The 26,317-nt window shown below is 50.3% G+C and carries 28 protein-coding genes; 2 read left to right on the top strand and 26 right to left on the bottom strand.

Going from position 1 to position 26,317, the window contains the following annotated elements; genetic code table 11:
- Positions 1-243 precede the first annotated feature (243 nt).
- Complete coding sequence (locus H582_RS0110175) at positions 244-6,378, top strand: CARDB domain-containing protein (RefSeq protein WP_205621417.1); 6,135 nt, start codon at positions 244-246, stop codon at positions 6,376-6,378.
- A 45-nt stretch (positions 6,379-6,423) separates the two neighbouring features.
- On the opposite strand, the gene H582_RS31795 is transcribed toward H582_RS0110175, so the two are convergent.
- The 13 genes from H582_RS31795 to H582_RS0110110 all read right to left on the bottom strand — a co-directional run bounded on the left by H582_RS31795 (position 6,424) and on the right by H582_RS0110110 (position 13,510).
- Positions 6,424-6,960: a hypothetical protein gene (locus H582_RS31795; RefSeq protein WP_127464420.1), complete on the bottom strand. Its 537-nt coding sequence runs from the start codon at positions 6,958-6,960 to the stop codon at positions 6,424-6,426.
- 18 nt (positions 6,961-6,978) lie between these two features.
- Positions 6,979-7,434, bottom strand: a complete 456-nt coding sequence (locus H582_RS0110160) for a prepilin peptidase (RefSeq protein WP_164820130.1) — start codon at positions 7,432-7,434, stop codon at positions 6,979-6,981.
- Between the two features lie 97 nt (positions 7,435-7,531).
- A complete protein-coding gene (locus H582_RS31790) occupies positions 7,532-7,702 on the bottom strand; it encodes a hypothetical protein (protein ID WP_156876700.1) in 171 nt (56 codons plus the stop codon).
- 89 nt (positions 7,703-7,791) lie between these two features.
- Entirely contained in the window at positions 7,792-8,826 is a 1,035-nt protein-coding gene (locus tag H582_RS26880) for a tyrosine-type recombinase/integrase (RefSeq protein WP_052333125.1), read from the bottom strand.
- An 18-nt stretch (positions 8,827-8,844) separates the two neighbouring features.
- Positions 8,845-9,123 carry a hypothetical protein gene (locus H582_RS0110145; RefSeq protein WP_028598469.1) on the bottom strand — a complete coding sequence of 93 codons (279 nt, stop codon included), beginning with the start codon at positions 9,121-9,123 and terminating at the stop codon, positions 8,845-8,847.
- A 351-nt stretch (positions 9,124-9,474) separates the two neighbouring features.
- Entirely contained in the window at positions 9,475-9,696 is a 222-nt protein-coding gene (locus H582_RS0110135; protein ID WP_028598467.1) for a hypothetical protein, read from the bottom strand.
- Positions 9,689-9,874, bottom strand: a complete 186-nt coding sequence (locus H582_RS0110130; protein ID WP_028598466.1) for a hypothetical protein — start codon at positions 9,872-9,874, stop codon at positions 9,689-9,691. Before H582_RS0110130 ends, H582_RS0110135 begins: the two co-directional genes overlap by 8 nt.
- A 243-nt stretch (positions 9,875-10,117) precedes the next feature.
- Positions 10,118-10,282 carry a hypothetical protein gene (locus H582_RS31785; RefSeq protein WP_156876699.1) on the bottom strand — a complete coding sequence of 55 codons (165 nt, stop codon included), beginning with the start codon at positions 10,280-10,282 and terminating at the stop codon, positions 10,118-10,120.
- A gap of 38 nt (positions 10,283-10,320) precedes the next feature.
- The gene (locus H582_RS0110120) at positions 10,321-10,647 is read right to left on the bottom strand and encodes a hypothetical protein (RefSeq protein ID WP_028598465.1); all 327 of its coding nucleotides are present in this window, start codon (positions 10,645-10,647) and stop codon (positions 10,321-10,323) included.
- Between the two features lie 38 nt (positions 10,648-10,685).
- The gene (locus H582_RS0110115; RefSeq protein WP_028598464.1) at positions 10,686-10,934 is read right to left on the bottom strand and encodes a hypothetical protein; all 249 of its coding nucleotides are present in this window, start codon (positions 10,932-10,934) and stop codon (positions 10,686-10,688) included.
- 220 nt (positions 10,935-11,154) lie between these two features.
- Positions 11,155-11,781: a hypothetical protein gene (locus H582_RS31780; protein WP_127464419.1), complete on the bottom strand. Its 627-nt coding sequence runs from the start codon at positions 11,779-11,781 to the stop codon at positions 11,155-11,157.
- 13 nt (positions 11,782-11,794) lie between these two features.
- Positions 11,795-12,421, bottom strand: a complete 627-nt coding sequence (locus H582_RS31775) for a hypothetical protein (protein WP_127464418.1) — start codon at positions 12,419-12,421, stop codon at positions 11,795-11,797.
- Positions 12,422-12,445: 24 nt separating this feature from the next.
- Positions 12,446-13,510 carry a DUF916 domain-containing protein gene (locus H582_RS0110110; RefSeq protein WP_127464417.1) on the bottom strand — a complete coding sequence of 355 codons (1,065 nt, stop codon included), beginning with the start codon at positions 13,508-13,510 and terminating at the stop codon, positions 12,446-12,448.
- A gap of 308 nt (positions 13,511-13,818) precedes the next feature.
- Here H582_RS0110110 and H582_RS30860 point away from each other — a divergent pair, with 308 nt between their 5' ends.
- Complete coding sequence (locus H582_RS30860; RefSeq protein WP_084137012.1) at positions 13,819-14,019, top strand: helix-turn-helix transcriptional regulator; 201 nt, start codon at positions 13,819-13,821, stop codon at positions 14,017-14,019.
- Positions 14,020-14,239: 220 nt separating this feature from the next.
- On the opposite strand, the gene H582_RS0110105 is transcribed toward H582_RS30860, so the two are convergent.
- From H582_RS0110105 to H582_RS0110030, 13 genes are all read right to left on the bottom strand, one after another.
- A complete protein-coding gene (locus H582_RS0110105) occupies positions 14,240-14,767 on the bottom strand; it encodes a hypothetical protein (protein ID WP_028598462.1) in 528 nt (175 codons plus the stop codon).
- Between the two features lie 30 nt (positions 14,768-14,797).
- On the bottom strand, positions 14,798-15,541 hold the full coding sequence (locus tag H582_RS29980) for a thermonuclease family protein (RefSeq protein WP_164820129.1): 744 nt from the start codon (positions 15,539-15,541) through the stop codon (positions 14,798-14,800).
- 444 nt (positions 15,542-15,985) lie between these two features.
- Positions 15,986-16,411, bottom strand: coding sequence for a hypothetical protein (locus H582_RS0110095; RefSeq protein ID WP_028598461.1), 426 nt, complete (start codon positions 16,409-16,411; stop codon positions 15,986-15,988).
- A 483-nt stretch (positions 16,412-16,894) separates the two neighbouring features.
- Positions 16,895-17,113: a hypothetical protein gene (locus tag H582_RS0110085; RefSeq protein ID WP_028598460.1), complete on the bottom strand. Its 219-nt coding sequence runs from the start codon at positions 17,111-17,113 to the stop codon at positions 16,895-16,897.
- Positions 17,114-17,210: 97 nt separating this feature from the next.
- The gene (locus H582_RS0110080) at positions 17,211-17,408 is read right to left on the bottom strand and encodes a hypothetical protein (RefSeq protein ID WP_028598459.1); all 198 of its coding nucleotides are present in this window, start codon (positions 17,406-17,408) and stop codon (positions 17,211-17,213) included.
- Between the two features lie 392 nt (positions 17,409-17,800).
- Positions 17,801-18,994 carry a toprim domain-containing protein gene (locus tag H582_RS0110070; RefSeq protein WP_028598458.1) on the bottom strand — a complete coding sequence of 398 codons (1,194 nt, stop codon included), beginning with the start codon at positions 18,992-18,994 and terminating at the stop codon, positions 17,801-17,803.
- 22 nt (positions 18,995-19,016) lie between these two features.
- The gene (locus tag H582_RS29975; protein WP_052333123.1) at positions 19,017-20,840 is read right to left on the bottom strand and encodes a ParB/RepB/Spo0J family partition protein; all 1,824 of its coding nucleotides are present in this window, start codon (positions 20,838-20,840) and stop codon (positions 19,017-19,019) included.
- Positions 20,841-21,121: 281 nt separating this feature from the next.
- Positions 21,122-21,355: a hypothetical protein gene (locus H582_RS0110055; RefSeq protein ID WP_028598456.1), complete on the bottom strand. Its 234-nt coding sequence runs from the start codon at positions 21,353-21,355 to the stop codon at positions 21,122-21,124.
- 116 nt (positions 21,356-21,471) lie between these two features.
- Positions 21,472-22,002, bottom strand: a complete 531-nt coding sequence (locus H582_RS0110050) for a hypothetical protein (RefSeq protein ID WP_028598455.1) — start codon at positions 22,000-22,002, stop codon at positions 21,472-21,474.
- Between the two features lie 151 nt (positions 22,003-22,153).
- The gene (locus H582_RS0110045) at positions 22,154-22,354 is read right to left on the bottom strand and encodes a hypothetical protein (RefSeq protein WP_028598454.1); all 201 of its coding nucleotides are present in this window, start codon (positions 22,352-22,354) and stop codon (positions 22,154-22,156) included.
- 114 nt (positions 22,355-22,468) lie between these two features.
- On the bottom strand, positions 22,469-24,475 hold the full coding sequence (locus tag H582_RS29970; RefSeq protein WP_084137003.1) for a ParB/RepB/Spo0J family partition protein: 2,007 nt from the start codon (positions 24,473-24,475) through the stop codon (positions 22,469-22,471).
- A 365-nt stretch (positions 24,476-24,840) separates the two neighbouring features.
- The gene (locus tag H582_RS0110035) at positions 24,841-25,305 is read right to left on the bottom strand and encodes a YhjD family protein (RefSeq protein ID WP_028598453.1); all 465 of its coding nucleotides are present in this window, start codon (positions 25,303-25,305) and stop codon (positions 24,841-24,843) included.
- Positions 25,306-25,374: 69 nt separating this feature from the next.
- The gene (locus H582_RS0110030; RefSeq protein ID WP_028598452.1) at positions 25,375-25,830 is read right to left on the bottom strand and encodes a hypothetical protein; all 456 of its coding nucleotides are present in this window, start codon (positions 25,828-25,830) and stop codon (positions 25,375-25,377) included.
- Positions 25,831-26,317: the final 487 nt, after the last annotated feature.

Here is a 26,317-nt window from a genome sequence, read left to right as displayed (position 1 = left end):
TACCACCAAACCCCAATTATCGAAGGTTTGCAGACCCAAGTTGTTAAGTCATCTGGAAAAAAGGTGAAATCATGGTCCTTTACCATCAACGGAAACCCGAAGGGGCAGCTTGGCTCGTATAACGACAGCACCGGCAAGATTGAACTCCCACCCGTTAACGGCAAGGAAATATCGTTAACCGGGACGAGAGATTCAAGCATGTATTACGATATATGGCGCAATTCCAGCGGGAAGCAATGGACGATGTCGACCGAAGAAACAGGAGCGTATACCTTTACGGCAGATGCCTCCACAATATCGAACGGGATTTCTCAATATCCAGGTCAGATCCCGACTCGAGACAGCTCTGGCGCGACCATCGATGCCAAACTACGTTACTCCGACGGTTCGGCCGCTGCTTGGTCAGATGCATTAGGAGCACCAGAAAGATTTAATCGTGTGGATAATAAAGAAATGGTCTCTTACGCTTTTATCGAACCAAAATCAGTCGGCATTACCGGAGCCACCCCCCTTAGCGGCCAGACGATAACTCAAACTGGTAAAGGGAAGCCCGGCTACGGTTACATTAAAGTCAGCTTAATGCTTGGAAGCAGTAATAATTTACAGGGGATTCACTGGGACGCACTCGCCGGAACCTCCGGCAACGTCCAAGGCCGTCGTTATCCGCTCAATTCGACGACGACATGGGAGGCCAAAACCTATTCCGTCGAGTATACAGTGACCGTCACCTACGAACCGATCGACGCCTCCAAACCCGATCTCGTCGCGGACAGCATCCGCGCATCTGGAAAAATCGAACTTGGAAAGGCCGCGACGTTCACGGCCGACTATCATAACGAGGGCCTCGACATCGGTAAGTCGTTCACCGTGAACGTGAAGGATGTCGGAACCGGAACAGTCTTGAAGTCCGAATCCGTTCCCTCCATGAAGGCGGGAGCGAGCCGGTCAATGACGTTCACCAGCACCTTCACTTCAAACGCAGCAAAGACGTTCCGGCTGACGGTAGACTCGGCCAATACAATTGACGAAGCCAGCGAAACCAATAACACGGTAGACGGGACCTTTTCGCCAGGCGAAGTACCTACTCCCACCCCTCCTCCCCCGAGCAAGGATTTCGGAGGGAACTTTGAAGTCACGCCCCCTTCCATCGACTACGGGGACAACTTCACGCTTCGCCCAAAAGACCCGGAATTTGGTCAATGCAAATATCTGCGCCACATGTACACGATCAAGCGCGGAACCCAAGTCGGAGCGACAGGCTGGTACTACAGCTGGTCAGACACGACCATCAGTCGCGCTGAATACCCAAACGTAATAGGCGCCGGTTCTCATCAGGTCTATATGACCCTCATCACCGATTGCGGAGAGAAAGAAATTGGCCCTCGCCCGCTCGAAGTGAAGAACCCGCCGAACAACCGCCCTCCTTCTGGCAAAGCCGCTTTTGTTCGGCCTGAAAACCCCACGACTCCCGTAACCTCCGTCGTGGAAGGGGAGACGATGTACCTGATCGTTCTGCACGACCCGAACATTCCATCCCCGTATGATCCGGACGGAGACGAAGTCACCTTTGATGGATTTGATTTTGCCAACGGGAACAGCGCATGGATAAAGAGCCTGAAAGGGAGGTATCCGGAAGGCAGCTGGGGGATGTACGAAATTCGCATGGACACTCCAGGTGTCCATACCGTGAAAGGCACGCTCCGCGATCCATTTGGAGCGACCGGCGAAGTTTCTGCTTTCATCAACGTCCAGTCCAAGGGTCCAATTCCCATTATTAAGTGCCCGGACGAAGTCATCGAGAACCATTACATACCAGACACCATGTTCGACTCCAGCAAAAGCTACAGTCCCGTGTTTTCGGCAATCGATCACAGCCGAGACGAGTGGATCGGTAGGCAGTCTTCCTATGTCAATGGAACTCAAGAGAACATCACGGTTGAAGTGCAGCTGAACGTCTTTGACGTGGAAGGAAGAAAATCAGAGAAGCCGGCCAGCTGTACCATCATCGTGAAGCCGGACTTGCCTCCTGTCGCCAAGCTTGACGTGCCGAAGCTAGGGATACGGAACGAACCCAACGTCATCCTGAATAAGTCGTTCAGTCCGGACGGCGACCAGATCGTGTCCGCGATTTACCGCTTCAAATATGATGCGCTGAACAACGGATTCCAGGACGACGCTTGGCAGACGATCGTCGGCTCCAAGGACAAGGTGTCCTTCACGGCTCCGAAGGTCGGAAAATACCTGTTCTGGACGGAAGTCACCGACGACTACAACTTGAAGGACAACACGGACGAGGAGCCGATTGAAGGCTACACGCTCAACATCGTCAACAACGCGCCCGAGGTTTCCTTCGATTTGAGAGGCAAAAACCCGCAGCCGGACCTTGATGCAAGTACAACGATTCGTCCGGAGAAAATGATTAGCTGGCCCGTCTATGTCACGAACACAAATGAAAATGTCTTTGACCCTTCCCGTCTTTGGAGCGTCGACGGTGGCAGCCTTGTCGGCGGCGATGCAAAGAACTTCGGGGATGCCCAAAACAACACGTATTCCTTCATGCGCTACGGCGGCGAGGTAGACCTGATTACCGGCACGAAGCCCAATGACGGCTTTGGGGCCAACTCCCTCTCCCCATGGCGTGCCCTGACGAACACGGCCTATTTCAACGATTATTTGGCGGACGAGACCGGACGTCAGATCGAAGCGTACAGCATCTCGTACACGCAGTACAATGAAATTCCGAAAGTACGATCCAACAAGAAGCATGTCGTGTTCAGCACTACGGACTACTCGAACTACCAAGGCACGATGAAAATCTACGGACTCAATCCCAAAAAGCTCTCTCCACTCGTTCAAGGCGATAACCCTTATGACTGGAAAGCTAAAAAATGGAGCAAAGGAAGCCCTTATGATTACATCATCAAGCTCGGACCGTTCTCACGCAAAGTAACCTGGGAGCTCTCCGGTCCGTACCTGTACGTCGTTCTCTCCTCCGTTGACGATGTCATCATTCGGCGTTACGACGCCGCCAACGGACAGCTCCTTCAAGAAACGACCGTTCCATCCAATATGAATCGGTTCACGGATAAAGTGAATTGGAACTTCAAAAACTGGGTAATTCACTCGACCACATCTGGAAACGGCATCGTCATGAAGATGGAGCGTGATTTCGCCTCAGGCGGCAAAGACAACTATCAGGTCGGAAGCGCATATGCTCACTTCGTTTCGGTCAGCCCCAGCATGACCATCTCCACGCTCGGTTCCATTCAAAAGCAAATGAACCGGACAACCAGCTGGGACCTTACCGACTACCCATATCGGGCAGCGCCTGAAATGTACTTGGATCCAGAAGGCAATACGTATACGCTGGAAGGCTATTCCTACAAGCAAAACGAGTATCGGGACATGATGAACTTCTTCGACTTGACGATCAACAAATACGACAAGAAGATGAACCTCGTCTGGAGCCGTTATCTTTCCGAACCAAATCAGCAGATGGCAACAAACAACAATTCCATCGGCTTGTACGCGGGCATGGGCGGCTACTATGGCTATAACCCGATGTGGATGAACACATTTGCAAACGAGCTCTATGTGGACGTCTACTTCATGGGCAGCGATCCATACCTTCCGACTCGGACGACAAAGGTCATCAACATGAAGTCAGGCTCTACGCTCCAGAATCTGTCCAACTGGAATAACGCTACCTTTAACTGGGATGGATCGTCTCAGGGTACGGACTTCTCAACGCGGACAGCAGATGGCTACAGCACCAACTCTACGCCTTACGATCAAGGAAACTGCAAAGCCGACGGCCAAGTCTACAACTCGAGCGGTTCCTTGGTGACAAGTTACCGAGGCTGTACCTTCTTCCGAGAATACGTTGGAGACGGATCTCTCTTCGCGCTGGAGCGCATCCGCAGAGAAAATTCCGAGCCGAACGCCATGATCTGGTTCACCTCCGGCGCTCCATCGACAACGCCACTCGTCCGGCAGACATTCACCAACGGACAGATCGTCTCCGACGTCTCCTTGAATGACGCTGAAATGAAGTACAGCCAGCGGATGATGGATGTCGACGTAGATCAGGAAGCAATGGGATTCAGCTTCCGCATGCAGGACCCTAGAAACCGCTATGCCGTTGAAACAAATGGCCATTCCTTGGATCTGGTGAAGTACGTGGGCGGAAATCGCACCGTGCTCCAAGCCGGCAGCTACCCCTTCCAGTCCGACGTCAGCTATGGCTTCAAGGTGAAGACGGTCGGAAGCAAGATCGAGGTGTTCCTGAACAACATTCCGATCCTGTCCGCGACGGACGGGCAATTTTTAGAAGGCAAGTTCGGCTACTTCGCCAACAAAGCCTATGTTCGCTTTAGCGCCTTGACGTACAAGGCCGTCGACAGTAAGGTGGAATGGTCGGCCGACTACGCCATTTGGGACGAGGGAACAGCCAAGGCCGAAGTCCAATACGACAGCATCCAGTTCCTCGATCCGGAGAACGATCCGAAGGCCGGCTCTTATCGCTGGAGCTTCCAGCACACGCCGCGGTTCATCAACAACCAGGGGCTTTCCGCGTTGCACGGAAAGACGTTTGAAAGCGAGCAGCTCGTCTTTGATAAAGTCGGCGACTACCTCGTTCAGCTCCAGGCTCAAGATGATCCGCATCCAGATTACCGGTATCCGGACAATCGATTCGGCGAATACCGGAAAGACAGCAATCCGTTCGTGAAAAAGGTCACGGTACACCGGCGGCCGGTATCGCAATACAACGTGACGTTGTCCGGAGACGGAAAAGTCATTTGGACGGACAGCAGCTATGATCCGGACCGATACGAAAGCTCGAGCAAATATTCAACAGAAGCGACCGGCATCGATTACCGGGTGACTAGGGGCATTCTGGAGAAGAAGTTTTACTACACGACACCGTCCGGAGACACGTTCTACGAAAAGCTCGTCACGCCACAGGAAAAAGGCATGTATGAGATTGGGATGGCCGTCAAAGATGAGTATGGCGCTTGGTCCGCGTACACGGTCAAGACGCTCGACGTCACGGTCACAGGCGCAAACAACACGCCTCCTGTCCCTGGCTTCAACCAAAGCCATGTCAACACGTACAGAAACGTCACGATCACCTTTGACTCCACCGCATGGGACAAAGAGGACGGCGGCCGCGAAAATCTGCCGCACACCTGGTACTTGCGGAACCGGACAACCAATGGGGCCGAGACGATCTCAAGCAGCAGCCGGACGAGCTGGCAAAAGAGTTTCAGCACGCTGGGCACGTTCGAGATTCGGCAGCGCGTCGAAGATTCCCTCGGAGCCGAGGCCCAAATCACGAAAACCGTGACCATTCACAATCAGATTCCATCGGCTCAGATCACGGTGCCCGCCAGCTCCGACCCGAATCAGCCGACCAAGCTGATTGAGTTCCGTCCGCTGTTCCAGTGGAATTATTGGGACGCGGACAGCGATGAGCAAACCAGGTATCAACTGCGAATCTACCGCTACGGCGGCGAATTGCTCAGGGATACGGATATTCGACCGGGCAAGGATCGCAGCTGGCGACCTACGACCGATCTTCCCGAGAAGGTCAACATGTATATTCAGGTTCGCGCCTATGACGGATTCGATTGGAGCGCATGGAGCTCGCCGAAATACTTCTACCTGGAGACGAACCGTCCGCCGGTGGCCGACTTCGACTGGACGCCTAAGCCAGTTTGGGAGGAAGATCGTATCCAGCTCTTGGATCGCTCCACCGATCCGGACAACGACCCGCTGACATACGCTTGGATCATCAAGTCTCCTAGCGGCCAGTCGAGCACGAGCGCGGTTCAGAATCCCGTAATTCCGAAGGCAGAGAAAGGAACGTACCAAGTTACGCTTACCGTAACCGATCCGAAAGGCGCTACGGCCACCGTGACCAAGCCGATTGTCGTACAAGCTAACATCCTGACAGCGGACCTCCAGCATATCCAGGAGTGGATCAAGCACTTCAACGACAACAACATGGATATCCGGAAATTCCTTGCTGGAGAAAGCTTTGACGTGAAGGCGCAAACCAGTTCTAACGCTCGATTCGTGAACATCAGCTTCAATTTTGGCCGAGCTCAAAAAGCCGTTCCAAAACAGTTCCTGTACAACGAGACGGACAATGAATACCCCGACTTCGGCCACACGTTCGTTCTCGCCAGCAGCAATCAAACGAGCTGGACAACGAATGCCTGGAGGAAGTATTGGATTCAGATTCCGGACGGCACCTATACGGCTTCAGTTCGCGCAACGTATCAGAATGGCAGCACTAAGACCGTCAATTTGTCCGTGACGATCCAAGATCATATCTGGTACAATAAAAAGGAAGGCACCTCGAATAGCGGATAGAATCAAAAAAGAGAGGAAGAAATTCCTCTCTTTTTTTGAGCGTCTTTACTGGAAATTAGTGGATATGGAGGTGTGTAAAAGCTGCTCATTCTTAATCCAGATATCCACTACAGCGTCAATGAGCTGTCCATAATTCTCGGCATTGAACACACCCGTTTCTACGAGTATCGAGAGAAAATGAGCCTTGCCGAGCACCGCTTCCCCTCCGGCCGCGTCGGCTATGCCGTCGATTTCCGCGAGTTCGAGCTGACCCTGGAACTCTGCAAGTCCTACCCGTTCGACGTCCCTGATTTTGAGCCGTATAAGGCGAGGAAGCGCCCAATCATCCGGCAATTCCTGGACACGAACGAAACCCATTTCTTCCTTAACGAAATCGGGGACCGCATGAGCATCTTCACGACGAAGCGCCATTTGCGCGAAAAGAAAATGCCCCACTATACGATCGAGCGGAAGCGCCTCATCCCTATCGTCTCTTTGATCCGCCGGTACGAGCTGCCAATCGATGATCGGCTGAATCGCATGATCTCCGACGCCATCGAGGAACCGTATGAGTTTATGCTGTAGCAAAAAAGGAGCTGGCATATGCCGGCTCCTTTTGCTTTAGCTGATATTGATGAGAGGCGCGAGCCACAAAGGTTGGAGGTAGAACAACAGCACCCCGAGCGTGAGAAACGGAGCCATCGGAAGCTGGCGTTCCTTCTTCCCCGACACCACATACCGGACGGCCGCGAAAAGCAGCGTCAGGATCGAGGCATAGAGGATTCCCATGAATGCTCCTAGGATCCCGGTGGACAATCCGAGGAAAAGAATGAGCAGGATGTCGCCTCCACCCGTCCCACGCCCTTTTGTCAAAACGGCGATGAGATAGAAGATGATGGCCGGAATGAGTCCCCACAGATACATGACGATGCCTTGCGGATGATGGAAGATCCGGATGACGATAATCAACGCGATCGCCGTGAACGTAACGACGTTGTAGATTTTGCGTTCCCTCAGATCCGTTACCGTGCAGATCAGAAAAACGACAGCAAGCAATCCAAGCACAATATAATTCATGAATGAAGCTTCCATTAAAATAACTCCCCTTAGCGTCCCTGGCGGACATAAGTATATGTATATTATCGGCCGCAAACCGGAATTTTCGCAGGTGATTTTAGATTTTTAGCTGATGAACCGCAAGATAAACTGCGCTGATAAAGCTGATTACGAGACAAGCTACAGCGATAACCATCATCACACGCTTATATTTGAAATCGCGTTTGCGTAATCGCCGCAGAACTTCCAACCAAATCGCGCCCGCAGCCAGCCCTGCAAGAAACTCCAAGGCAACCCCTCCTCTCGATACCTTAACACGTGTTAACGCCCCATCTCTGGACGGGATATCGTTCCAGTTGCGCATTTATTGCCTAGGAATCAATCCATACGTTCCACGAAACTTGCCATTACTTCCTCTTGAGCTTTCGTGTATCGAGCGATTTGCTCTTTATCACTCCACCCCATGTACGTCATAAGATCCTGGTCCGTCATGTCCGGATTTCCTCTCCTGAGCTCGCTCGCACAGGTATGTCTAAGGTCATGCGGCGCAAGGGGATGAAGTCTTCGTTCCGGATCAGGAAAATTCGCGTCATGCACTCTGCCGATATAATCCAGAATCTTGTTTATAGATCGAGGATGAAGTCGTTTGTCCTCGCTCGGACCTGCACTCAGAAATAGAGCTCGAGCACCCGGCACAGCATCCAGCGGCCGCTCTTTCTCTAAATAGTCCGCCAGAGCGCTGCGTGTTTCGGCCGACAAGAATACAGTCCGCTCGGTCTTCCTCTTCCCCCGGACTCGGACAATCTTTGCCCGACGCGCTTTCCTCAGCTCCTCCACGTTAGAAGGAACAACTTGAATCGCATCAATGCCGGTAAGCTCATGCCGTCTCACCCCGGCGGATAAAAATACGTAGGCGATCGCACGATCGCGGAACGGCCGCGCATTTTTCCGCGTCCGAAATAACGGCAGCCGGTCAGCCGTATTTTTGAGGCTGATGATTTGACGCGGCGTCAACGCCTTTGCTTCCGGCTCAGCTCGAGCGCGCACGATAGAGACGTTTTTCATCGGATTTCCTTGCAGCAACCCCGGCTGCCGAATCATGACCCACTTGAAAAACTGTCCAAGCGCGACCAAATGGCTATTTATATAGGAGGGGGAATAATTGCAACCGCCGTCCTCCTCCTTATCATGGAGCCACGTTTGAAACGCCTTGGTATCGCGAGGCATGAGAATCGACAGTTGGTCCTTCCCGTACCGATCATGAACGAAAGAGCAAAAGCGATTCAGCATGCGCTCCGCTTTAACGATTTCGCCAGCACCTTCTTGATCCAGGTAGACCACGTACTCTTTGATCCAAATATTAAGTTGATCCCGGCCGAAATCGTACTCCGGAAATGGACTGCCTTTACCCATCTCCATTCCCCTCCTTAATCATCCATTGGAATCGTTCAACACCCCCGACCATGCACAACTGTCCTCCAATCTCTTCCGGCAAGCCTTGCAGATGTAGTTTTCGCCCGTGCCTTCCGGCATATCTGTCTCAAAAAAATCGATGTCTTGTGCGTATTTGCCGCACAGGGAATGATGCCTCTCCGGACCGCTGGTTTGGAATGCGTGGTAATTCGCGCGTGGATGAATCCATTCATGGTCGGTAAAGAAGCTTTGCTTTACGGGAAGCTGCCACTTTACCACTGGCTGTTCGTCACTCATGGACGACCTCCTAAATTGGGTCGAATAAGTCACGGGTATCCTGACAACGCTTTATGGCCTCTTCAATGTATGCGCGAATGCGGTATTGCTCAGACGTGTCAACGCACCCCAGCGCCTTTCCTACAAGCCCTTCAACCTCACCAATAGCACGTACCAGCTCCAGTGCTTTTCCTCGCGGCTTACTCATGGGCGACCCCTCCGTTGTCATAGACGTTCCCGTTCTCGTCGCAGTAAGTGCAGGTGACGGGCGTTTTAAGCTCCTCCCCCATGAAAGACTGGATTGAGATATATTCTTTCGTTCCGCCGCAAGTCCCGCACTTTCGCGTGTACCTGCGGACCGAATGTTGTTCGTTACTCATGGTCTGTCCACTCCTTAATTCCGGCTCTTCTGGCCTCTTCTCTTTGCCCTCGTGCTGACCATTGATAAGCTTTTGTCTTGTACTCTCCAGCCTTGTCCAGGTCGCCCCTGGCCGCAGCTTGCAAGCACTTGGTATTCCAATGCCCCACCCTGTCGTAGCAGTAGCCGGGCGTTACTCTGCGCCGCGTCTTCGGCTGCCCGCCGTCTTCACTCATGGGAGGCCTCCTCTGCTTCATTCAGCACGGACGCTGCGCTCACGGCGTCCAGCTTCCTGCCGTAGATACTTGGATCGGCTATCGCCCACGCTTGGCGCAAGCGGTCCCATACCGCCCATCCGCCGCGCCTGCGCTCCATGTCGTACTTGCTGGCGATGTATCTGGCATTCTTTCGCATCCGCTATACCTCCTTTGTAGACCTTCCGGCCTCCCTCTCGTCCCTCGGCCCGAGTTCGGCGCATATCGGACAGAGCCAGCCGCGTTCGTGGGTCAGCTTCCAGCCTGACCGCTTAAATGCCCACACCGCTCGGCCAACCATGCCACTTGCATCGTGCTGCCATTCGTGGCAGCCGCCGCACTCTACCCTGTGCTCGCGGTGAATACTGCCTAAGCGTTGTTTTTCACTCATGGGCAGCCTCCTCTAATTAAAACTCACAGTAAGGTGAGATAAGTTTATATCGTCAATTTGGTTCAGCAGGTCGTCTCGTCCCTTTTCGGTTCGCACCAACTCCTTTTTCTCTCCGTTAGTTACGAGATAAGCGACAAGTTTCATTTTGCTGCCATCTTCAAATACCTCAATTACCATTTCCTTCCTCCTTGGGAGGCCCCTGGGGCCTCCCGCAATTATTTTCCCCGCGAAAGGTCAAACATCCAGTCTGGGGCCAGGTTGATAATTTCCTGGATCTCCCCCGCCGTCATGGTGTTTTGCTCTGCGATCTCGCTTGCAAGCCAAGGCTCGCGAGACTCGCGCCAGGAAAACACGGTGAACGTGTTTGCTTCCAGCACGAACACATCATAGGACGTGCTTGCGGGCGTCCCATCATGAAACAAAGTTGAAGCAGGAACCTTTCTAGCGCCAAGCAGCTCCGCCCGGCCGTTTTTTTCGAGCGCGTGCTTTACGGCGTCCTGTAGCCCTTGCGGGCAGTCTTGCAGCGTGATTTTTTCGACCATGCGCCTTTCCCTCCTTGGAGGCCGAAGCCTCCTGCGTTTTATTCGACCGCAAGCGCCCTGATGACGCCCGGCAGAGCGCTGAACTTTTTCTGACCGACAGCCTTGAGCTGGCCGGTCATCCGGCAAAGCTGGTCATAGTCATTATGCCGGACGGCAGCTTCCAAGCTACGAATGAGCCGATCGTATTCGGCCTGCCAGTCCTCCGCCCATGCCAGAGCTATTTCCTCCTGTCGAGCCAGCGTCCCCGCTTTCTTAATGCGCTGTCCAACGGACAGATGCTTCGCCATAACAAACACTCCTTTTCCGTTACGTTTTCCGTGCCCTGTTTTAAGGCCGTTATCGGACCATTCCAGAATCTTTTCTCCCCTAATTATACCACAAACAGGGCACGGAATCTATATTCTGTGCCCTGTTCTTTCTGCATTTAACCAAAGAAAAACCCCTCCTAAGAAGGGGCTAAAATCACTTTTATAACACGTGTTAATTTTTCAACCGGCCAGGTGCAATTCATACGCCAGCCATTAAATTCATGGTCACCGTGGACCTGTAGGTCCCTGCGAATAACCCTGTCTTGTCGAAAAGCTCATATAGACTTCCAGAAGAATCCATCCCAACAATCGTCGCTTCATTCGGGACATTCAAGGAGTAGGTTACGTTGAGCGCGTATTTTCCCATCCCGAATCCTGGTTGGCTACTTGAAAGTAGTTGGGGGGACGTACTAAGCACAACTTCGGATGGACTAGCTGGTCCATATGTCGGATGAACAGGAGGGCTGTCAGAAGAAGGCGAGGCAGTCATTCCCGAAAGCTTCAATGAACTTGCAGGGAAAGATACAGTAATGGATCCATTGGAGTATGTTGGATCTGTAAGCCCTAACGTGAAATTGTCTGCCGAAACCGTGGCACTCCACCCATCCCCGCTGCCCGTATAATCTGTAATTGAAACATTTTGATTAAGCGCCGTAGCGATCATCGGAGAAGTGTCACTAATCGTGATTGGGCTAAACGTCGGGGCTACGAAGCTAATTTCGAGATTCCCCGACGAAATAGCAACCGAAGAATTCACATCTTGAGCATTCGCAACCGGTGTCAACATCAAGCTGCTAGCAAGCACCATCAATATTTTCTTAAACATTTTACTCTCCCCTTTAGATTCCAGAGTTTATATTAGTAGATAAAGTCGCTTCATAAATGCCGGCTGGAATGCCTATTACATCTCCGAGAGCATATTTGCTTCCACTGCCACTAATTTCAGTTATAGTCGCCGTGCTAGTAAGAATCATAGTATGCTGCAAAGCCGTCATCGAGGCGAAACCCATACCAAATCCAGCCTCAGCAACCGAAATAGTCTCCGGCGTTGTTGACAAATAATATTGAGCATCGCCCCCTCCGGGCCAGTATTGTCCGTCTCCACCAACAAGGGCGAGATATGTATAAACTTCGTTTAGCTTAACACTAATATTGGAGTTCCCGCTTGTGGGATCCCCCACTCCCCGCTGACTAAAATCAGACAAAGCCGCACTCACGCTCCAACCACCCGCCGTCCCACGATTATCATGAGTCGTAAACTCAACTAATCCTGTTGTCGTATATCGCCCGTCCGGATTGACCCCTAATTTAATATTACTCATTCCCAAGTGCGAAACGGCGACCGAAATCCCCCCACCCTGAACCGTCGCCACAGCACTTCCATTAGCTGCATAACTTTTGGGTAAAGCACTTAAAGTTAGAGAAACCGCGCATACAAGCGTGAACAATGTGCAAAACTTCTTCATTTTATATTCTCCTTTTATAAATAATTATATCTGAACAGAACCTGAGCTCTGATTGTTTTTTCGTCTTTTCTTATAAATAATAAAAAACATAATATTTATAAGAATCAAGACACCTGCGCCGATTCCAACATAAAGAATCTTGTCATAAACTGATGCTTTTGTTATAGATAACTTCGCATTTCCTGATGCGATCAGGTTAGAACTTATTACCTTGGACTGTTCTTTCCCTACGGCGAAACTAAACTCTTTGCTATCCTGGTCTGTTTCCGTTATAGATGTAAACAAAATTCGATACGGTTCCGAGACGGAAAATGCCTCTTTTACAGAAAACTTCATCCTGGCTTGTGTCTTAGCGTATATGGAATCAGCCTGATACTTTATCTCATGAATTTTTTGGTCGCCCCTCCATATCTCAAACTTCCCTTCCGGCTTTTCGAGAACCCCTCCTTTATTACTTAGTCCAATGAAAAACTCAGTGGTCCCATCAGGCAAAATCTCGCTTTCCATGTCGTCAATTGCAATGTCTCGAACAGCCTTTTCGGGTTGGTAATTCATTACAATTTGAATACCAATATTCTTTTCCGGGTTGATGGAGAATGCGACTGACTTCTTATCTCCAGAAATCTCTTCTACAGCAGCTTTAGATTCATGACTCACCGCAACAGCGATATACTGCCCTGGTTCGATTCGATCAGGAACCTTCAACTTAAAAGAGACTGGTTTTCTCTCGTGCGCTTTTAGTTCTACACTCTTGATTCCATCTCCATCTTCCACCCCCCAGCTCCCGGCACGCACCGACTTTTCTCCTTTGGTCAGAAAAGATTTCCCCCCATTTATTGCAGGTTGAACATCGGTAAGAAACAGCTGTACTTTTTTAGGTGTTGATGAACTGTTTTCAAGAAAAAATGCATATTCCCTGACACTCCCAGGCTCGACATCAACTGCATAGAAACTAGCCTTCTCACCTGCATGCGCCTGACTCACATAAAATGATACACTTTCATTTTCTTGCAAGGCGTTTGCATAAGAGGCTCCTTTATCAAAAAAGACAGTAGAAACAACCGCAAGACCCATAATAAGCTTTCTCATTTTTACGACTCCCTTTAGAAATGCATTAATGTAATATATCGATATTTAATGAGTAATAAGGTCTATATTGTAATCATTTATAGTTCTAAAATACCACAATTTCTCTTCTATTTCTACAAAAAATGCGAATTTTAATTCGCAAAATATAGGCCTCCGGAATCTCATTTCATCGCATCTTAGCCCGGAAGAATTCTTCGCACATCCGAGAGAACTACACCTCAGCATCTATAATGCGAATTTTAATTCGTATTTATTTTTATGATCTTCCAATACTATAATGAAGACCGGCTGGCCACAGGGGGAGACTTATGAAATTAAAAGACGCTCGAAAGAAAAACAAAAAAACACAAGAAGAGGTCGCGGACCATTGCGGTATTTCTAGAAGGTACTATCAGAACATTGAATATGGAGACCAGGAACCAACAATAAGATTGGCCTTAAAAATCTGTAGATTCCTGGAAGTTAGTCCGTTTTACATCGAAGAGTGGAACGATCTTAATCTGGATTAATCTCTCGAAAAATAACTTCCATCAGCAGGACTTTTGCGCCTCCGAAGCTCCGTTTCGCAATCCCTCAAATGAATATTTCCCACACCCCCTGATGTCCACAAACAAAAATGAGATGACTGGAAGTCATCCCTCTTAACACGTGTTATTTAGTTTGTTTCCTCATCCACTTCGCAGTCATCCAGCAGCTTTGCATTTAAGAATGCTACGAAGGTTACGAACATCACCTCTCCGGAATGTCAATTTCCGCATAATGGGTCACATCCATATCAGGAATACCCCCCTGGCTACTCGCGACGAAGTATGCGGACTCAAATTTTCCACTACGCCATCCAGAACCAGGATCCATGAACTGGACAGCAGCATTACGGCCATCCGTTACAAGGTATTTCCGCCCAGGCTCTGGCAGATAAAGCCGGCTGTACTCTACCCAAGGTATTTTTCCAAACTCCCTTTCACCGTACTTGTGTATGGTCCACTCCCATTTCTCCCAGCATGCCTTGCACATGTTCTTCTCTGCTACTTCGGCGGGCAAGTCTTTTTCAAATTGATTGACGTCTTGCCAAACCTTCCCACAAAGACTGCGATGACGCTCTGCCCCATCAGTCCTAAATGCATGATATTTTGCCAATGGGTGCACTTTATTATGATTTGTTCGAATGCTTTTCTTGATGCGCAGCTGCCATTTCACGCCCACTGACTCCTCCAGCAACGGATCAATGAGTTGCCCTGTATTACGCGACTTGGTCATGCAAGTTCTCCCCTTATAAATGTCGCTTGTTTATTTACCAGCCCAAATACCAAGACGTTGTTTCTTTGCTTTATCTTCTGCCTCTTCCAGCTCATCTAAATATTTTGTGTTTGGAGGAATGATATATGCCACTTCGGCAAGACCCGCACTCAGCAACTGCTTATTAAACATTTCTCCATTCAAATAGCAGTAAGCAAGCAGCCGGTCATATTTATCCCTCTGCACCTCCCCAAGTTCCAACTGTACGTTTTTCCCTAGGAGCTTTTTCTTCGTGAACTCCGAAGCCTCTAATGAAAACGGCTCAGGATCTGGAATGTCCGGATCAACCGATTCAGGCGAATCCACAAGAAGTAAACGAACTTTCTCCTTCTTCGCACCGATCTGCACGGTGAATGTATCCCCGTCAGCCACCTTAATGACTTTCCCCTCCAGACGCGACGACTTTTCCTTTTCGGTTTCGCCATTCACCTCCGACTCTATCGCGCAAGCCGAAGCTCCAAAGGCAAGACAAACGGTAATGGCTATGTAGATAAAAATAAATCTCATGAACTTATTCATGGCCAGCTTGCTCTTGCAATAATTTTTGTATCTATGCTTTATTTCCACCAACCGCGAGTTTACACGTTCTTGTTCAATTAATACTCGTTTCGCCAAATCAATATCTCCTGTTTCCATTGCAGCAGTCGCTTTATCCATTAACATTTCGGATCTCTCATCCAAATAATGAAGTTGCTTGTCCAATAGAGACATTAAATGATCATGGATATCATTCATGTTTGAATGATTCACCCTTTCTATGCAGACCATTCCGGAATTGCTCTTTCCACTTGATTCCCTAAGCTTTTGAATTTCCCCCATTTCCCCATTTACACGCTCACGCTCCCTTTCACTGAGAGTCCTTGCACATCGGAGCTCCGTGAGAATTTAATCTCGGCGTATAGGAACCAGATCCAGATACCGCTATGTATTCGCACCCAGTTTCTTCATCGTAGAGTATCCATCCGCGAACTCCATCGCCAAGGTACTCTGATCTAAATTTCCCTTCCAACGGCGTATTCGTGACCTTGTCCTCTATTTCATTAATTCTGTTTGAAGCAGCATTTGCGGGTTCCCCATTCCCAGGATTGCTGGATCCCAACCCGCAGGCTGGCAACAAAATCAACGTTACACTGAGAAATAAGATTATAAAAAATATTTTCATTTTATTCATCCTTTTTATTATAAATAGTCTCTGGATTTAATTTTTTCATTATTATTGTCCATTTTATGCCTGAGCGACTTGACCGGAAAATAGTATTGCATCTGGCCATTAATAAACTTACTATGCTTGTATATAACGGAAGCCGTCATCTTGCTCTTGCTGAGTCCAATGATCTCCAAATCATTAAAATCGCGCTTAATGTGGTACACCATATCACCAACCTCGAACTCCGGAATCTTTCGATTCAAAGGATCAAAATAACCGGAACGAATCATTGACGAGAGCGTTTCCGCCAAATCCGATCTTCCCTCTAAATACATCCGAATGTCTTTATCAGGATGATTCTTTGCTTCTTTAGAGGATCGGCCATGGAATGTATCCAGCCAGTCCAACAGCGCGTCTGCATCAATTGGTTTCTCGCTTTTTCCGGATCGCCTCAGCATCTAACTACCTCCTCAACATTGTCAGCCTGGTCGTCACTTCTTAATTAAAGCTCAAAGAAGACATGAGCGCCAGTCCCTCCCTCCCGGCACATGGCCATCGGCCATCCGTCGCGCTTGCTCCGTATGCCGGACAGCGACGTGCAGTCACTCATTTCCGTAGCCTCTCCACTATATTGGCGATCAGATGCAGATCCCAGATCCCGACCGCTACAAATGCGATCAGCCCCACCAACATTAGCGTAAGAATCCTATTTTCCCGTTTGCTGTCCAACATCTCAACCCCCAAATTTGTACATTTCGGCCCGTTGATCAAAACAGCGCATGAACCAACTGATCGGCCTTGTCTGCGTCACCCATCCAACCTTTCCGAAAATCTCCAGGAGGCCGACACGTAGGCAGCGGACAAATATTCGCTGTCGGTGCGGACACCGAATCTTTCAATCAGGGCTTAAAAGTTCTTGCGATGCGCTTCGCCGGTGAAGTTCATGTCCAAGCAGTCCCTTTCCTTTTGGGCCAAAATTCGTATGCAGCAAATAAACAGCCGAGAATCTGGAAGAGATACGCACCCCACATCAGCGCCGTCCAGACCTTGCTGCCGTCCATGATGTCCAGCCCCCCGCGCAGCAGCGCAAGGGCGATAAGCTGCAAGATGACGAAAACCAAAATCGTCGAGACACGCTTACCCACCAAGCTCTTTATCACGGCGAATCTCCTCCTTTATCTAAATTTGGAAAGACCCTTCTTTTTCAGCGGCGCTCCGCCGGCCCCAGCTCGTGTTTGCATATAACCCTCTCCTCTTTCAGAAAGACAAGGCGGAAGTAACTTCGTCGACGACATCAAAACCAATGGCAATGACTATAAACGATATGAATGCCACAACGAAAATAATAAGACTACTACGTTTCTGTGCTCCATATCCCATCAAAGCAAACACCCAGCGGAGCCAGAAAAACGCCATCGTTACCCCAAGAATAATTAACACGGTATAGATAAGCATGAAATCCCTCCAATTTAAGTATGAACGCGAGCACGTTGCTAATCATCTCTAGAAGTAAATACGCGTTGCAATAACAAGGGATGCTTGAATAATGAAAAATATAATTCCAGAGATTGCGGTCACTCGCAGGTTCTGCTTGAAAGCAGCTTAAGTGAGGGATGCGATACAGATAAGGGATATAATCCCCAGGATTGTAAGGCCCAACATGCTTTCAATTCCCTCCCATTTTTCGAGTCATTAAAATTTTGACATGACTTCGTCGACGACGTCAAAATACTTGGCCGTCGCAACGAACAAGGCAAACGCCAACATCGCCACAACAAGATTTGGATACGCCTTTTCGTCCCCTTTAATAAAGACGTAGAACCAGCGCAGCAGGAAGAAGAGGCACGTCAGGGCAAAGACAAGGAGGATAACATAGACAAAGGTGAAATCGCTTGGCATGAACATGATGAATCTCTCCACTCCATATGATCTTTTATATCTTCCATGGACATCAAGCTCATCAAATAATGAGCGCGGTACTGTAGATAAGGCATGGCCTCGTTCATCCGATCCAAGAAGAGAGTCGTTTGTCCGGATGCGATCAACGAGGAGACATCCTCCCCGAGCGGAAGCAGAACGACATAGACGTCGATTCCTAGCGCCCGGATTTTTTCCCCCACTTGAAGCGCCATCCGCTGCCCTTGACCTCGGCGGTCCGCATCAAACACGATCCGAACCCGCCCAGGCTTGAGACGCCCGATAAGGCGAAGAAGGGCAACCGAAAAATTGGTACATCCCCCGATCGACACGCCTGCTGGAAGGCCGGCCGTTTCGGCAGCCAGTTTGTTCAGCGCGGACTCATAAAGATCAAGCGTCTCGACGCCTTCCCGTATGTATTCGGTTCCAATTACGGCGGATTGCCCACCGACAACCCAGTGTTTGAGGACAGCTCCTTCGTCCACACGCCTCGAGTAAAACCCGATCGGCATGTTGCCTTTCATCAGCGGGACAACAATGCGGTTCTGGAGCTTGTCCTTTCCACTTTCTTTCAGCAGGTCGGCTTCGACCAGCTGCTCTCTCTTAAAGCCCTTTCCAACCAAATGACGGAAAAGGGCGTCTCCTTCTGCCGGAGCGAATCCAGCTAGGTACTTCTTCGCCACATCCGTCGAAACTCCGCGGCGCTCGAAGTAATCCGTTTGCTCCAGTTGGCGTTCATAAAACCGAGCAGCTTCCGCGAAGAGGCTGGCCTTGGCTTTTTCCTTTGCATCAAGCGAACGCTTAGGAGGCTCGATACGGTGATAATGACAAAGGTGCTCGACTGCCTCTGCCAGCGAATAGCCGTATTTCAGCTGGACGTAATTGATGGGTTTGCCTTGGAATGGCACCCCAAGAACCCCTTCGCAACGGAAGCATTTGAAAAAATTTTTTTCAACATTGATTTTGCTATTATCCATGTCGCCATTGCACCTCGAGCACAAGAAGGGCAACGTCGAGGCATTGGGCCGGAACAGCACCTGCTCCCCCTCGCGACTCATGAGCTCCGCAATAGGCGTCATCTGGTTCAGCTTCTCAATGAAGCTGCGTTCGTAAAACACCCCCATCCTCCTGCCCCCTTAACACGTGTTATGACTGTAGCTGCCGGATCAAATACGCTTGAACCGCTTCTGCCCCTTCAAAGCCCGTCTGAGCCTCCAACCGTTGGATTAACGATTGGGGAAGATTGATAGTCAAGACGTCCGTTTCCTCATCGTCCTCTTCTTCCGTCTCCTCCGCGACTGCCACTTCATCTAGCGCCAGCTCGGAATGCAGCAAGGCTGAATACACAGGGGTAGGGAAGAGTTGATTGAAGTCCATCGGATCAAAAACGCGGATCGCATCGCTGCTTCGAACGACAATCCACTCGTCCCCCGAGATTGGCGGAACCAGGGCATCGGGCACACATGCGTGAACCAGCTGTTCAAGACTCCCTTCAACTTGTTCTGCTTCTCCGCCCAAATAAATTTGACGCACCCGCAGCCGATGCTCCATCAGGCTGCGGTAGGCTGCCGATAAAGCGCCGCCATGCAGTCCGTTCGTGGCAACCTGATTGGCCTCACTAGATAGCTCGACGAGCGCTTCCATTCGCTCTCCCGCGCCCAACTCATTGGCGGTCCTATAGGCCAACTTGGCCAAGTGAGACGCACGCCCAAGGAGCTGTTTCCGCGCCGGATTGTCGCCGCTCGGCGGGCGTTTAGTTAGATATGGTCCGATGTCTTGGGGCGTCTCAGACGCCTCAGGACGGAATTGGACGAGCTCACCCAGCAGCGCCCACCCTTCATCTAACAATCCAGCGAGATCCTCGCTAGACATCGTTTCGTTTACCAACTCCTCATCTTGCGCCGCGCCTCTGAACCTCGACAGTTCAACGGCGAGTTCGGAGTCAGCGAGTTGGTTTTCCCCAAACGCTCCAAGGACTTTCTGCTCCTCCTCCTCGACTCGCCGGAGGACTAGCATGAGACCCTGCCGATTTTCCTGAGCGGCGAGGATTTCCTGCTCCTCCAGCAGCTCAAGCAAGAAACGATTCACCTCATCTATGCGATCGGCGCGAATCGCATTCGAGCAAATTTTACTTTCCACGCCTTCCGGGCCTACGAATAGGCGCTTCAAGTGGATGTGACTCAATTCCAGCAGTCGGGGAAAATCATTGAAGTCAAGCTGTCCTGACTTTCCATCCACGAGAACACCAAAGCTGAACAGCGGATAAACCTCCTCCGATAGTCCTATAAGGTTTATCGACGCTTGTACCGCGTCCACACACCCCGCGTCCCACAATTGGCGAAATAGTTTACTATTCAAGCACGCGTCGGGATGAATTCTTTCGATTCTCTTGGAACCGTTGACGATCGCCTGAGCATCTTTGGCCGTCATGCTGGCGACCCGCCCAACAATTTCCCCCTGCATGTCCTCGGACAGTAAGGCTAAGATCCGGCCAACCGACTGCGACATCCTCCCCTCCAGATACTCCTCCTGGAGCTTGGGCACCAGATTAAGCAGCGCTAGCTTCTGGCTGATTTTCGCCTGCGACAGCCCGAGCTTCCGAGCTACCTGAGCCTGTGTCAGCCCAAGGCGTTCAATCATCAGCGCGATGGAGGACGCTTCTTCAAGCGCATTCACATCCTCCCGCTGCATGTTCTCCACGATCGCCGCAGCTGCCGTTTCCGATTCGCTCGCTTCATTGAGCAGAATCGGCATCGTCTCCCAGCCTAATAACTTAATCGCTCTTAGTCGCCGCTCTCCGGCGACAAGCTCATATTTACCATTGACCAATCGGGCAACCGGAGGCTGGAGAAGACCATTCTCTGCAATCGAGTTCGCCAGCTCTTGCAGCGATTCTTCCCCGAACGCTTTACGCGGTTGATAAGGGTTTGGGGAAATATCCTCAACGGAGACTTCTAAGACCTTTGCCACGTTTTTACACTCCTCGGTAATAAGATGGGAGCCCTTAGCCGGGCGCTTTGGGCCTCCCATAATTATTCTGCGCTGCTAGGCAGGATTCCCGCCACCCACCGCAGGGACGGCCCCTCCTGCCGCAAAGCTGATGTACAAACGATTGGCTTCTAGCACGCATCGACCGGGGAGCAACTTGTGGGCGCTCAGCAGTTCGCCAAGCTCATCATCCCAGCAGTCGGAAAGCTCTCCGAGCGCTTCGCCCATGAGCCAAAACGCTCGTCTTTGCCGTTCCGTGAGCTTCATGGGTTCCCCGCCGCCTTTCCCGTTGCGATCGTGGTTTCGGAAAGCTCGCTGTAAATCCAGAGCGCCCCCGTAATGGCATTGACCTTCACGTCCACTTTCCCATGCACCCCATCTTCTTCCATAGGCACCCCTCCACAGCGAGGGCAGCTATCCATGTCATCACCAAGAATTTCATACGATACCTTCCGGCAAGCCGGGCAGAGCACTTTATTGATGACGATCGACACCATGCCTCCAACCCCTTTCGATAGTTCAATTTTACCACGGAAAATACTTTTTGTAAACTTTTAAGTTTATTTTACCGATAATTATCCGAGAGAAAGCGCCCGCTATGGGGCGCTTTTCGTCAGGCGTTTTCCTGTCCAGCCGCTGCTTCATCAATGCCATAGTTCTCCACGGCAAGAATCTTCGCCAGCGCGAGAACCGTCGGCATCAAGCCCGTGTTTCGGATGAGCTGAGTGTCGAACTCCGCCATTTTCTCCGGACTGATCTGGCCTAAGATAACATCGTAGAGCCACAGCCGGTTCATCGGAAAGATTTGAGCCGAACTAATGTAGCTGTCGTGCTCTAGGAACGTATAGGACTCCCGCTCGACCGGTATGTAGGAAGCAAGGATGCTGCGCCCCTCTTTCAACGCTTTTTTAGCTTCCGCCGATGCCGACGTAATGGGAGCAGCCAGTACCCATCGTGAATCGATATCTGCCTGATCGCTGTCATGGAGCATTACGAAGCGATGCTCTCCTTCAATCACGAAGCTTGGGCGTTTGAAATTGCCTGTATCCTTGCCCTTGCCCTCGAAGACTTTATCGTCAATGGGCGGGATTTTGGCTTTAATGACAGACCCTCGAACGAACGTTTGAACTGGAATGAATGACATATCCAACCTCCTCTCTCATGATCTGTATCTATTATACCATGATAGAATCATAAGTGTAAACTTAAAAGTTTATTTTTATGGATTAATTTGTTCTTTTTCCTACGCACACAAAAGCGCCCTTGCATTTTCGCAAGGGCGCTTTATCCACTCTCTATTCCATTCGGCTTGCATTTGAGAAGGTTTCTTTTCTCAAGTTCCGGATCGCAACAGCCTGCGCCTTCCCTTGATCCCCTCGAATCCCGAGGTATTCCAATGGGTCTACGCCAAGCCGCTTGCCTATGTTACGCAGAGCTTGCTCCAGCGCCGCCGGACGCACGTTGGAGTGCGCCGGAAACGGGATGACTTTTGCCATGTCGATCACCCTTTCCTTTCTTCCATTGTACCAGATTCAACTTGAAATTTGAATTCCGTTTTCAAGTTGCCGTGACGAGCTGCGAAGGCTCGGAAGCCCCCGCGAGGCCGTGCATTAGATGTCATCACTTCCAACAATGTTTTTGTCCTTGACCGGAAGCCGTTCTCCATTGGGAAGCACCATGTACTGAGGCGCGGAGTACGCATGCTGAGTTCCGATACGCCGGGACAAGCTTGAAATGAAATAGGCTCGCTCCTCGGCATTCATTTCATTCATGTACACAGCTTCGATGTCCTCAATCGTCTTGCCCTCAAGAGACGGCATCCAATTGTAGATGTACTGAGTGCTTCCAGACATGCCCCGAAGAATCAGCTGGAGCAGCGCATGTTCCGTATCCATCCCCGGACTCTTCACGGCCTCGATCTGCTCCGGTTTGGGCGAATACTTGGAACAAAGAATCATGTCCGGCTCATTCTCAACCACGTAACGATTCAGCATATGAAGGCTGAATCCACCCCACGGCGCGGTGCAACGCCCCTCATACGTGTCAGCTTCCGCATTGAAATTCCGGCAGTTGTAACACCGATCTGAGCGTTCGTTTAGCGGTTCCCCTTGATGCTCCTGCATCCGCTTGAGCAATCGTTCTGCTTTCGTCGTGGACTTCGTGATGCTCAAAACAGGGATAGGGGAAGCTTCTTGCGCTCGTTGAAGCGCCTCCGCCTTCTCGTCGGCCGTCATGCGCGGTGTCGCCGGGCGATGGACAACCTCTTCGTCCGAACCCCCAAGATCCTCTTTATTCTCAACTGGTTTCGACACGCTTGCTTCTTCATAAGGATAGTAAATATCCATGAAAGAGCGCAGCACTACGAATAAATCATCTATGCAAGAAGCATCTAGCTTAATCGGGTAAGAGCTAAGGTTTTGATTCCGTCTCATTCCATCCATCAGATATCCGATTTTGTCATCTTCCGTCTCAAATCCATAGTAATGGCCCAGACGAAAGCCATTTTGATTTGTCTTCAGCTGTTCAATATTATTTGGATGCGTATGAACAGAATTAATTAAATGAATAAATTCGGGGTGGAGTTTAATGAACTTGGTGAGAAGCGCATCCCCCTCCTGAACCTCGCCTGTAGGCAACGCCTCCACAAGAGCTTTCACTGCGTTCACGCGCTCTTGGCACTCCTTCACATTCCAACCCATTACCTGTTCATCATTAAGCTGCCGCTGAGCTTGCTGAGACAACGAGGCCAGGGTCCTACCGATTGAAGCGCTGATTTTCCCTTCTTCAAGGAGATCCAGCAGCTTCGGCTCTAGACGGAGCAGGCTCATCATCTGGCTGATTTTCGCCTGCGTCACGCCAAGCTGAGAGGCAATGTCGCTCTGCTTCATGCCCAGCTCGTCGACCATGCGTCTGATCGCCCTCGCCGTAGCCAGCTGGCTCACGTCTTGACGTTGCAGGTTTTCCGATACAGCAGCTACAGCGACCTCCGCGTCGCTCATGACACGAATGATTACCGGAATTGACTCCAGACCAAGCAAGCGGCAAGCACGCGTCCTACGCTCGCCCGCAATCAGCTGATAACGGTCCCCGACAAGACGAACCACCGGAGGCTGGAGGAGGCCAGATTGAGAAATGGATTCCTTCAATTCCTCCAACGCTTCATCTTCGAAAACTTTACGCGGTTGAAAAGGGTTCGGATCAATGAGTCCGAGAGGAATGACAACGCCCATTCCTTCCGCAAGCAGTTGTCCCGTCACGGGAGCCGCAAGAGCTGGTGCAGCTTCTTGAATCGTCTCTCCGACAGAAATCTGCCCCTCCCCACCCTCGGAGTCCTCGTTCGCCGCCGAATGAGCTTCTTCTTCAAGCCCTTCCACTTCGCCAACCACACCTTCTTCCGCTCGCATCGCATCAGGACGTTCGGCTGCTATGTACTCGCGAACAGCGCTCTCATAAGCGTCGAATTTCTCAGGCGACGGAGCATGACCTTCATTGATCCAGCGCTTAATGGATCGGGCGCTGGCACCGATAATTTTCTCAGCCCTCCCGATTCCCACCGCTTTTACAATGACTTCCACGTTCGACACGAAATCTTCCAATCGCTTTTCCACGCCGTTCATCCTCTCGTCCTTATCTTAATTTCTATTATACAGGATAAAATACATAAAGTAAACTTAAAAGTTTATTAAAACGAAAATAATTGGATGGTTCTATTCCTGCCTCGTTTGAGCCATGTCTTAAAAATATGTAGGACGAGCACGGAATAGAAAAGGATCGGTGACGAACATGAGAGGGCATAGCCGCTCGTCGAAGGGAGGCTTGTGGACAACCTGGTTTTGGTTGTCCATAAGCAGACCTGAGACGGGCGGAACCGCAGCGAAGCGGAGGCGGTTTTTCTTCGGAACGCAAAGGAGGAAAAGCCAGTAAATGGAACATAGAGGCTCTTGGCAGGCGCACTTTGCCTGCCTAGAGCCTCTTGTTCGCTTTACTGGCCCGACTGGCGAACTGGGGGACCCAAAGCTTCAATGTCTTTATCCTTGGCCTTATCGCCTTCCTGAACCTCTTTCCCAAACGCTCGGGACGTGTACGCTGCAAGACGAAAACTAATCTCATAACGCATGACATCTCGCGTCATTCCAAATTTGTCCTGATAACCACGATAAAGGTACGAGTACGTATGGATGGAGCCGGAAAACCCAACCTCAACGTTTTCCAAGTCCAACCGAATCTTCCGAGCCAAAAGCTCGCGCCTGATCCGCACCTGATCTTCCGTCAACAAATCCAAAATCGTCTGCCCTGTCATGAGAAAAGCGCGTTTCAGCACATGCTGCTGATACTCAACTTCCTTCATGTTTTTCTCGACCATCTGAATCATGAACGGAATCAAGATGGCATCCCGAATCATTTCAACTTCCTCATGGAGTGGCCTGGTCCGCTTATCTCCATCCATAGCTTTTCCTCCAAATAAGAACATATGTACTTATTATAAAGGATGGCCGACGATATAACACGTGTTAAATTATCCTACCGACGATTCAACTTCCTCCTTATCAGAGGCAGGCTCCTCCACCACTTCGCGCTCGACATGATGAACCGAAAGACGAATGGATATACAACCTTCTTCTAAACGCAAGTAAGCCGCGATTCGCTCAAGCGCTGTCGCAAGTTCATCTCCAGGAAGATCATCTCGGTTCAGTCCGTAGCTAAATCCATACGGAACCGGTGGACGCTCTACCGGCTTAGGCAGCGGTTGCATCGACGGCGATGCGCCCGCTATAAGACCCGCAGGCAACTTCATCTGAGACACAACATTTTCGTAAATGCCCAATTTCCGCAGAAACATATATAAGTTGGGCGACGCTCTAAAGCCGAACGCTTTGGCAATATCGCTTACCTTATGCTCCACTTTATAAGACCGATAGGTAGCGATCATATCGTCCTTGGACAGCTTCATAAATTCCTCTTTTGTAATCATTTCCAATCCCTCGCTTCAACGATAATTCCATTCCTATGTAATAAATTATCCATTCCCCTTAATTATCCTTCTCGCTCTCAACTTATTTCCCAACATATATCAGCTGCATCCAATCAAATACTCTTCAAAGAAAAATACGAATCCCCGTTAGGATTTTTTCAAATCTATCTATTCTATGGTTGTATAAAACACGCTCAGCCTTCCTTTAGAATGAAAGGGGGAATTTAGAATGAACAAGAGGAAAAAACGACGCCTCCGACGGCTCGCAAGATTAGTAGCATCCATGGGCGAACGACTTGATCTCCTCTTCCGAATCATCGACATCATCCTGGACTGGCTTTAACAATCCGACGAGCCGGAAGGCGACAGTCGGGGACACGAAGAATCCGAGAAAAAGCTCGAATCAGGAACAGACCAGCAGCGAGGATGGCTTCGCGGGTTCATCGGGAAGTCATGCCGCTGCCGAGCGACGGCCGGGAGAACGCCA

It is taken from the genome of Paenibacillus pasadenensis DSM 19293 (assembly GCF_000422485.1).
GTDB lineage: Bacteria > Bacillota > Bacilli > Paenibacillales > Paenibacillaceae > Paenibacillus_O > Paenibacillus_O pasadenensis.
This window is presented reverse-complemented; position numbering and strand designations above follow the sequence as displayed.

Excerpts from the sequence above, each read along its gene's own strand:
- H582_RS0110115 (WP_028598464.1), bottom strand. The coding sequence starts at position 10,934 with ATGGCGAAGCATCTGTCCGTTGGACAGCGCATTAAGAAAGCGGGGACG.
- H582_RS0110130 (WP_028598466.1), bottom strand. The coding sequence starts at position 9,874 with ATGCGAAAGAATGCCAGATACATCGCCAGCAAGTACGACATGGAGCGC.
- H582_RS0110110 (WP_127464417.1), bottom strand. The coding sequence starts at position 13,510 with ATGAGAAAGCTTATTATGGGTCTTGCGGTTGTTTCTACTGTCTTTTTT.
- H582_RS31785 (WP_156876699.1), bottom strand. The coding sequence starts at position 10,282 with ATGGTAATTGAGGTATTTGAAGATGGCAGCAAAATGAAACTTGTCGCT.
- H582_RS0110030 (WP_028598452.1), bottom strand. The coding sequence starts at position 25,830 with ATGATTACAAAAGAGGAATTTATGAAGCTGTCCAAGGACGATATGATC.
- H582_RS29980 (WP_164820129.1), bottom strand. The coding sequence starts at position 15,541 with ATGAATGATATCCATGATCATTTAATGTCTCTATTGGACAAGCAACTT.
- H582_RS30860 (WP_084137012.1), top strand. The coding sequence starts at position 13,819 with ATGAAATTAAAAGACGCTCGAAAGAAAAACAAAAAAACACAAGAAGAG.
- H582_RS0110145 (WP_028598469.1), bottom strand. The coding sequence starts at position 9,123 with ATGAGTGACGAACAGCCAGTGGTAAAGTGGCAGCTTCCCGTAAAGCAA.
- H582_RS29970 (WP_084137003.1), bottom strand. The coding sequence starts at position 24,475 with ATGAACGGCGTGGAAAAGCGATTGGAAGATTTCGTGTCGAACGTGGAA.
- H582_RS0110035 (WP_028598453.1), bottom strand. The coding sequence starts at position 25,305 with ATGGATGGAGATAAGCGGACCAGGCCACTCCATGAGGAAGTTGAAATG.
- H582_RS0110175 (WP_205621417.1), top strand. The coding sequence starts at position 244 with ATGTCGACCGAAGAAACAGGAGCGTATACCTTTACGGCAGATGCCTCC.
- H582_RS0110070 (WP_028598458.1), bottom strand. The coding sequence starts at position 18,994 with ATGGGGGTGTTTTACGAACGCAGCTTCATTGAGAAGCTGAACCAGATG.
- H582_RS31780 (WP_127464419.1), bottom strand. The coding sequence starts at position 11,781 with ATGTTTAAGAAAATATTGATGGTGCTTGCTAGCAGCTTGATGTTGACA.
- H582_RS0110120 (WP_028598465.1), bottom strand. The coding sequence starts at position 10,647 with ATGGTCGAAAAAATCACGCTGCAAGACTGCCCGCAAGGGCTACAGGAC.
- H582_RS0110135 (WP_028598467.1), bottom strand. The coding sequence starts at position 9,696 with ATGAGTGAAGACGGCGGGCAGCCGAAGACGCGGCGCAGAGTAACGCCC.
- H582_RS0110160 (WP_164820130.1), bottom strand. The coding sequence starts at position 7,434 with ATGAATTATATTGTGCTTGGATTGCTTGCTGTCGTTTTTCTGATCTGC.
- H582_RS26880 (WP_052333125.1), bottom strand. The coding sequence starts at position 8,826 with ATGGGTAAAGGCAGTCCATTTCCGGAGTACGATTTCGGCCGGGATCAA.
- H582_RS31795 (WP_127464420.1), bottom strand. The coding sequence starts at position 6,960 with ATGCCAGCTCCTTTTTTGCTACAGCATAAACTCATACGGTTCCTCGAT.
- H582_RS0110045 (WP_028598454.1), bottom strand. The coding sequence starts at position 22,354 with ATGGCAAAAGTCATCCCGTTTCCGGCGCACTCCAACGTGCGTCCGGCG.
- H582_RS0110050 (WP_028598455.1), bottom strand. The coding sequence starts at position 22,002 with ATGTCATTCATTCCAGTTCAAACGTTCGTTCGAGGGTCTGTCATTAAA.
- H582_RS0110105 (WP_028598462.1), bottom strand. The coding sequence starts at position 14,767 with ATGACCAAGTCGCGTAATACAGGGCAACTCATTGATCCGTTGCTGGAG.
- H582_RS0110080 (WP_028598459.1), bottom strand. The coding sequence starts at position 17,408 with ATGCTTATCTATACCGTGTTAATTATTCTTGGGGTAACGATGGCGTTT.
- H582_RS0110095 (WP_028598461.1), bottom strand. The coding sequence starts at position 16,411 with ATGCTGAGGCGATCCGGAAAAAGCGAGAAACCAATTGATGCAGACGCG.
- H582_RS0110055 (WP_028598456.1), bottom strand. The coding sequence starts at position 21,355 with ATGGTGTCGATCGTCATCAATAAAGTGCTCTGCCCGGCTTGCCGGAAG.
- H582_RS31775 (WP_127464418.1), bottom strand. The coding sequence starts at position 12,421 with ATGAAGAAGTTTTGCACATTGTTCACGCTTGTATGCGCGGTTTCTCTA.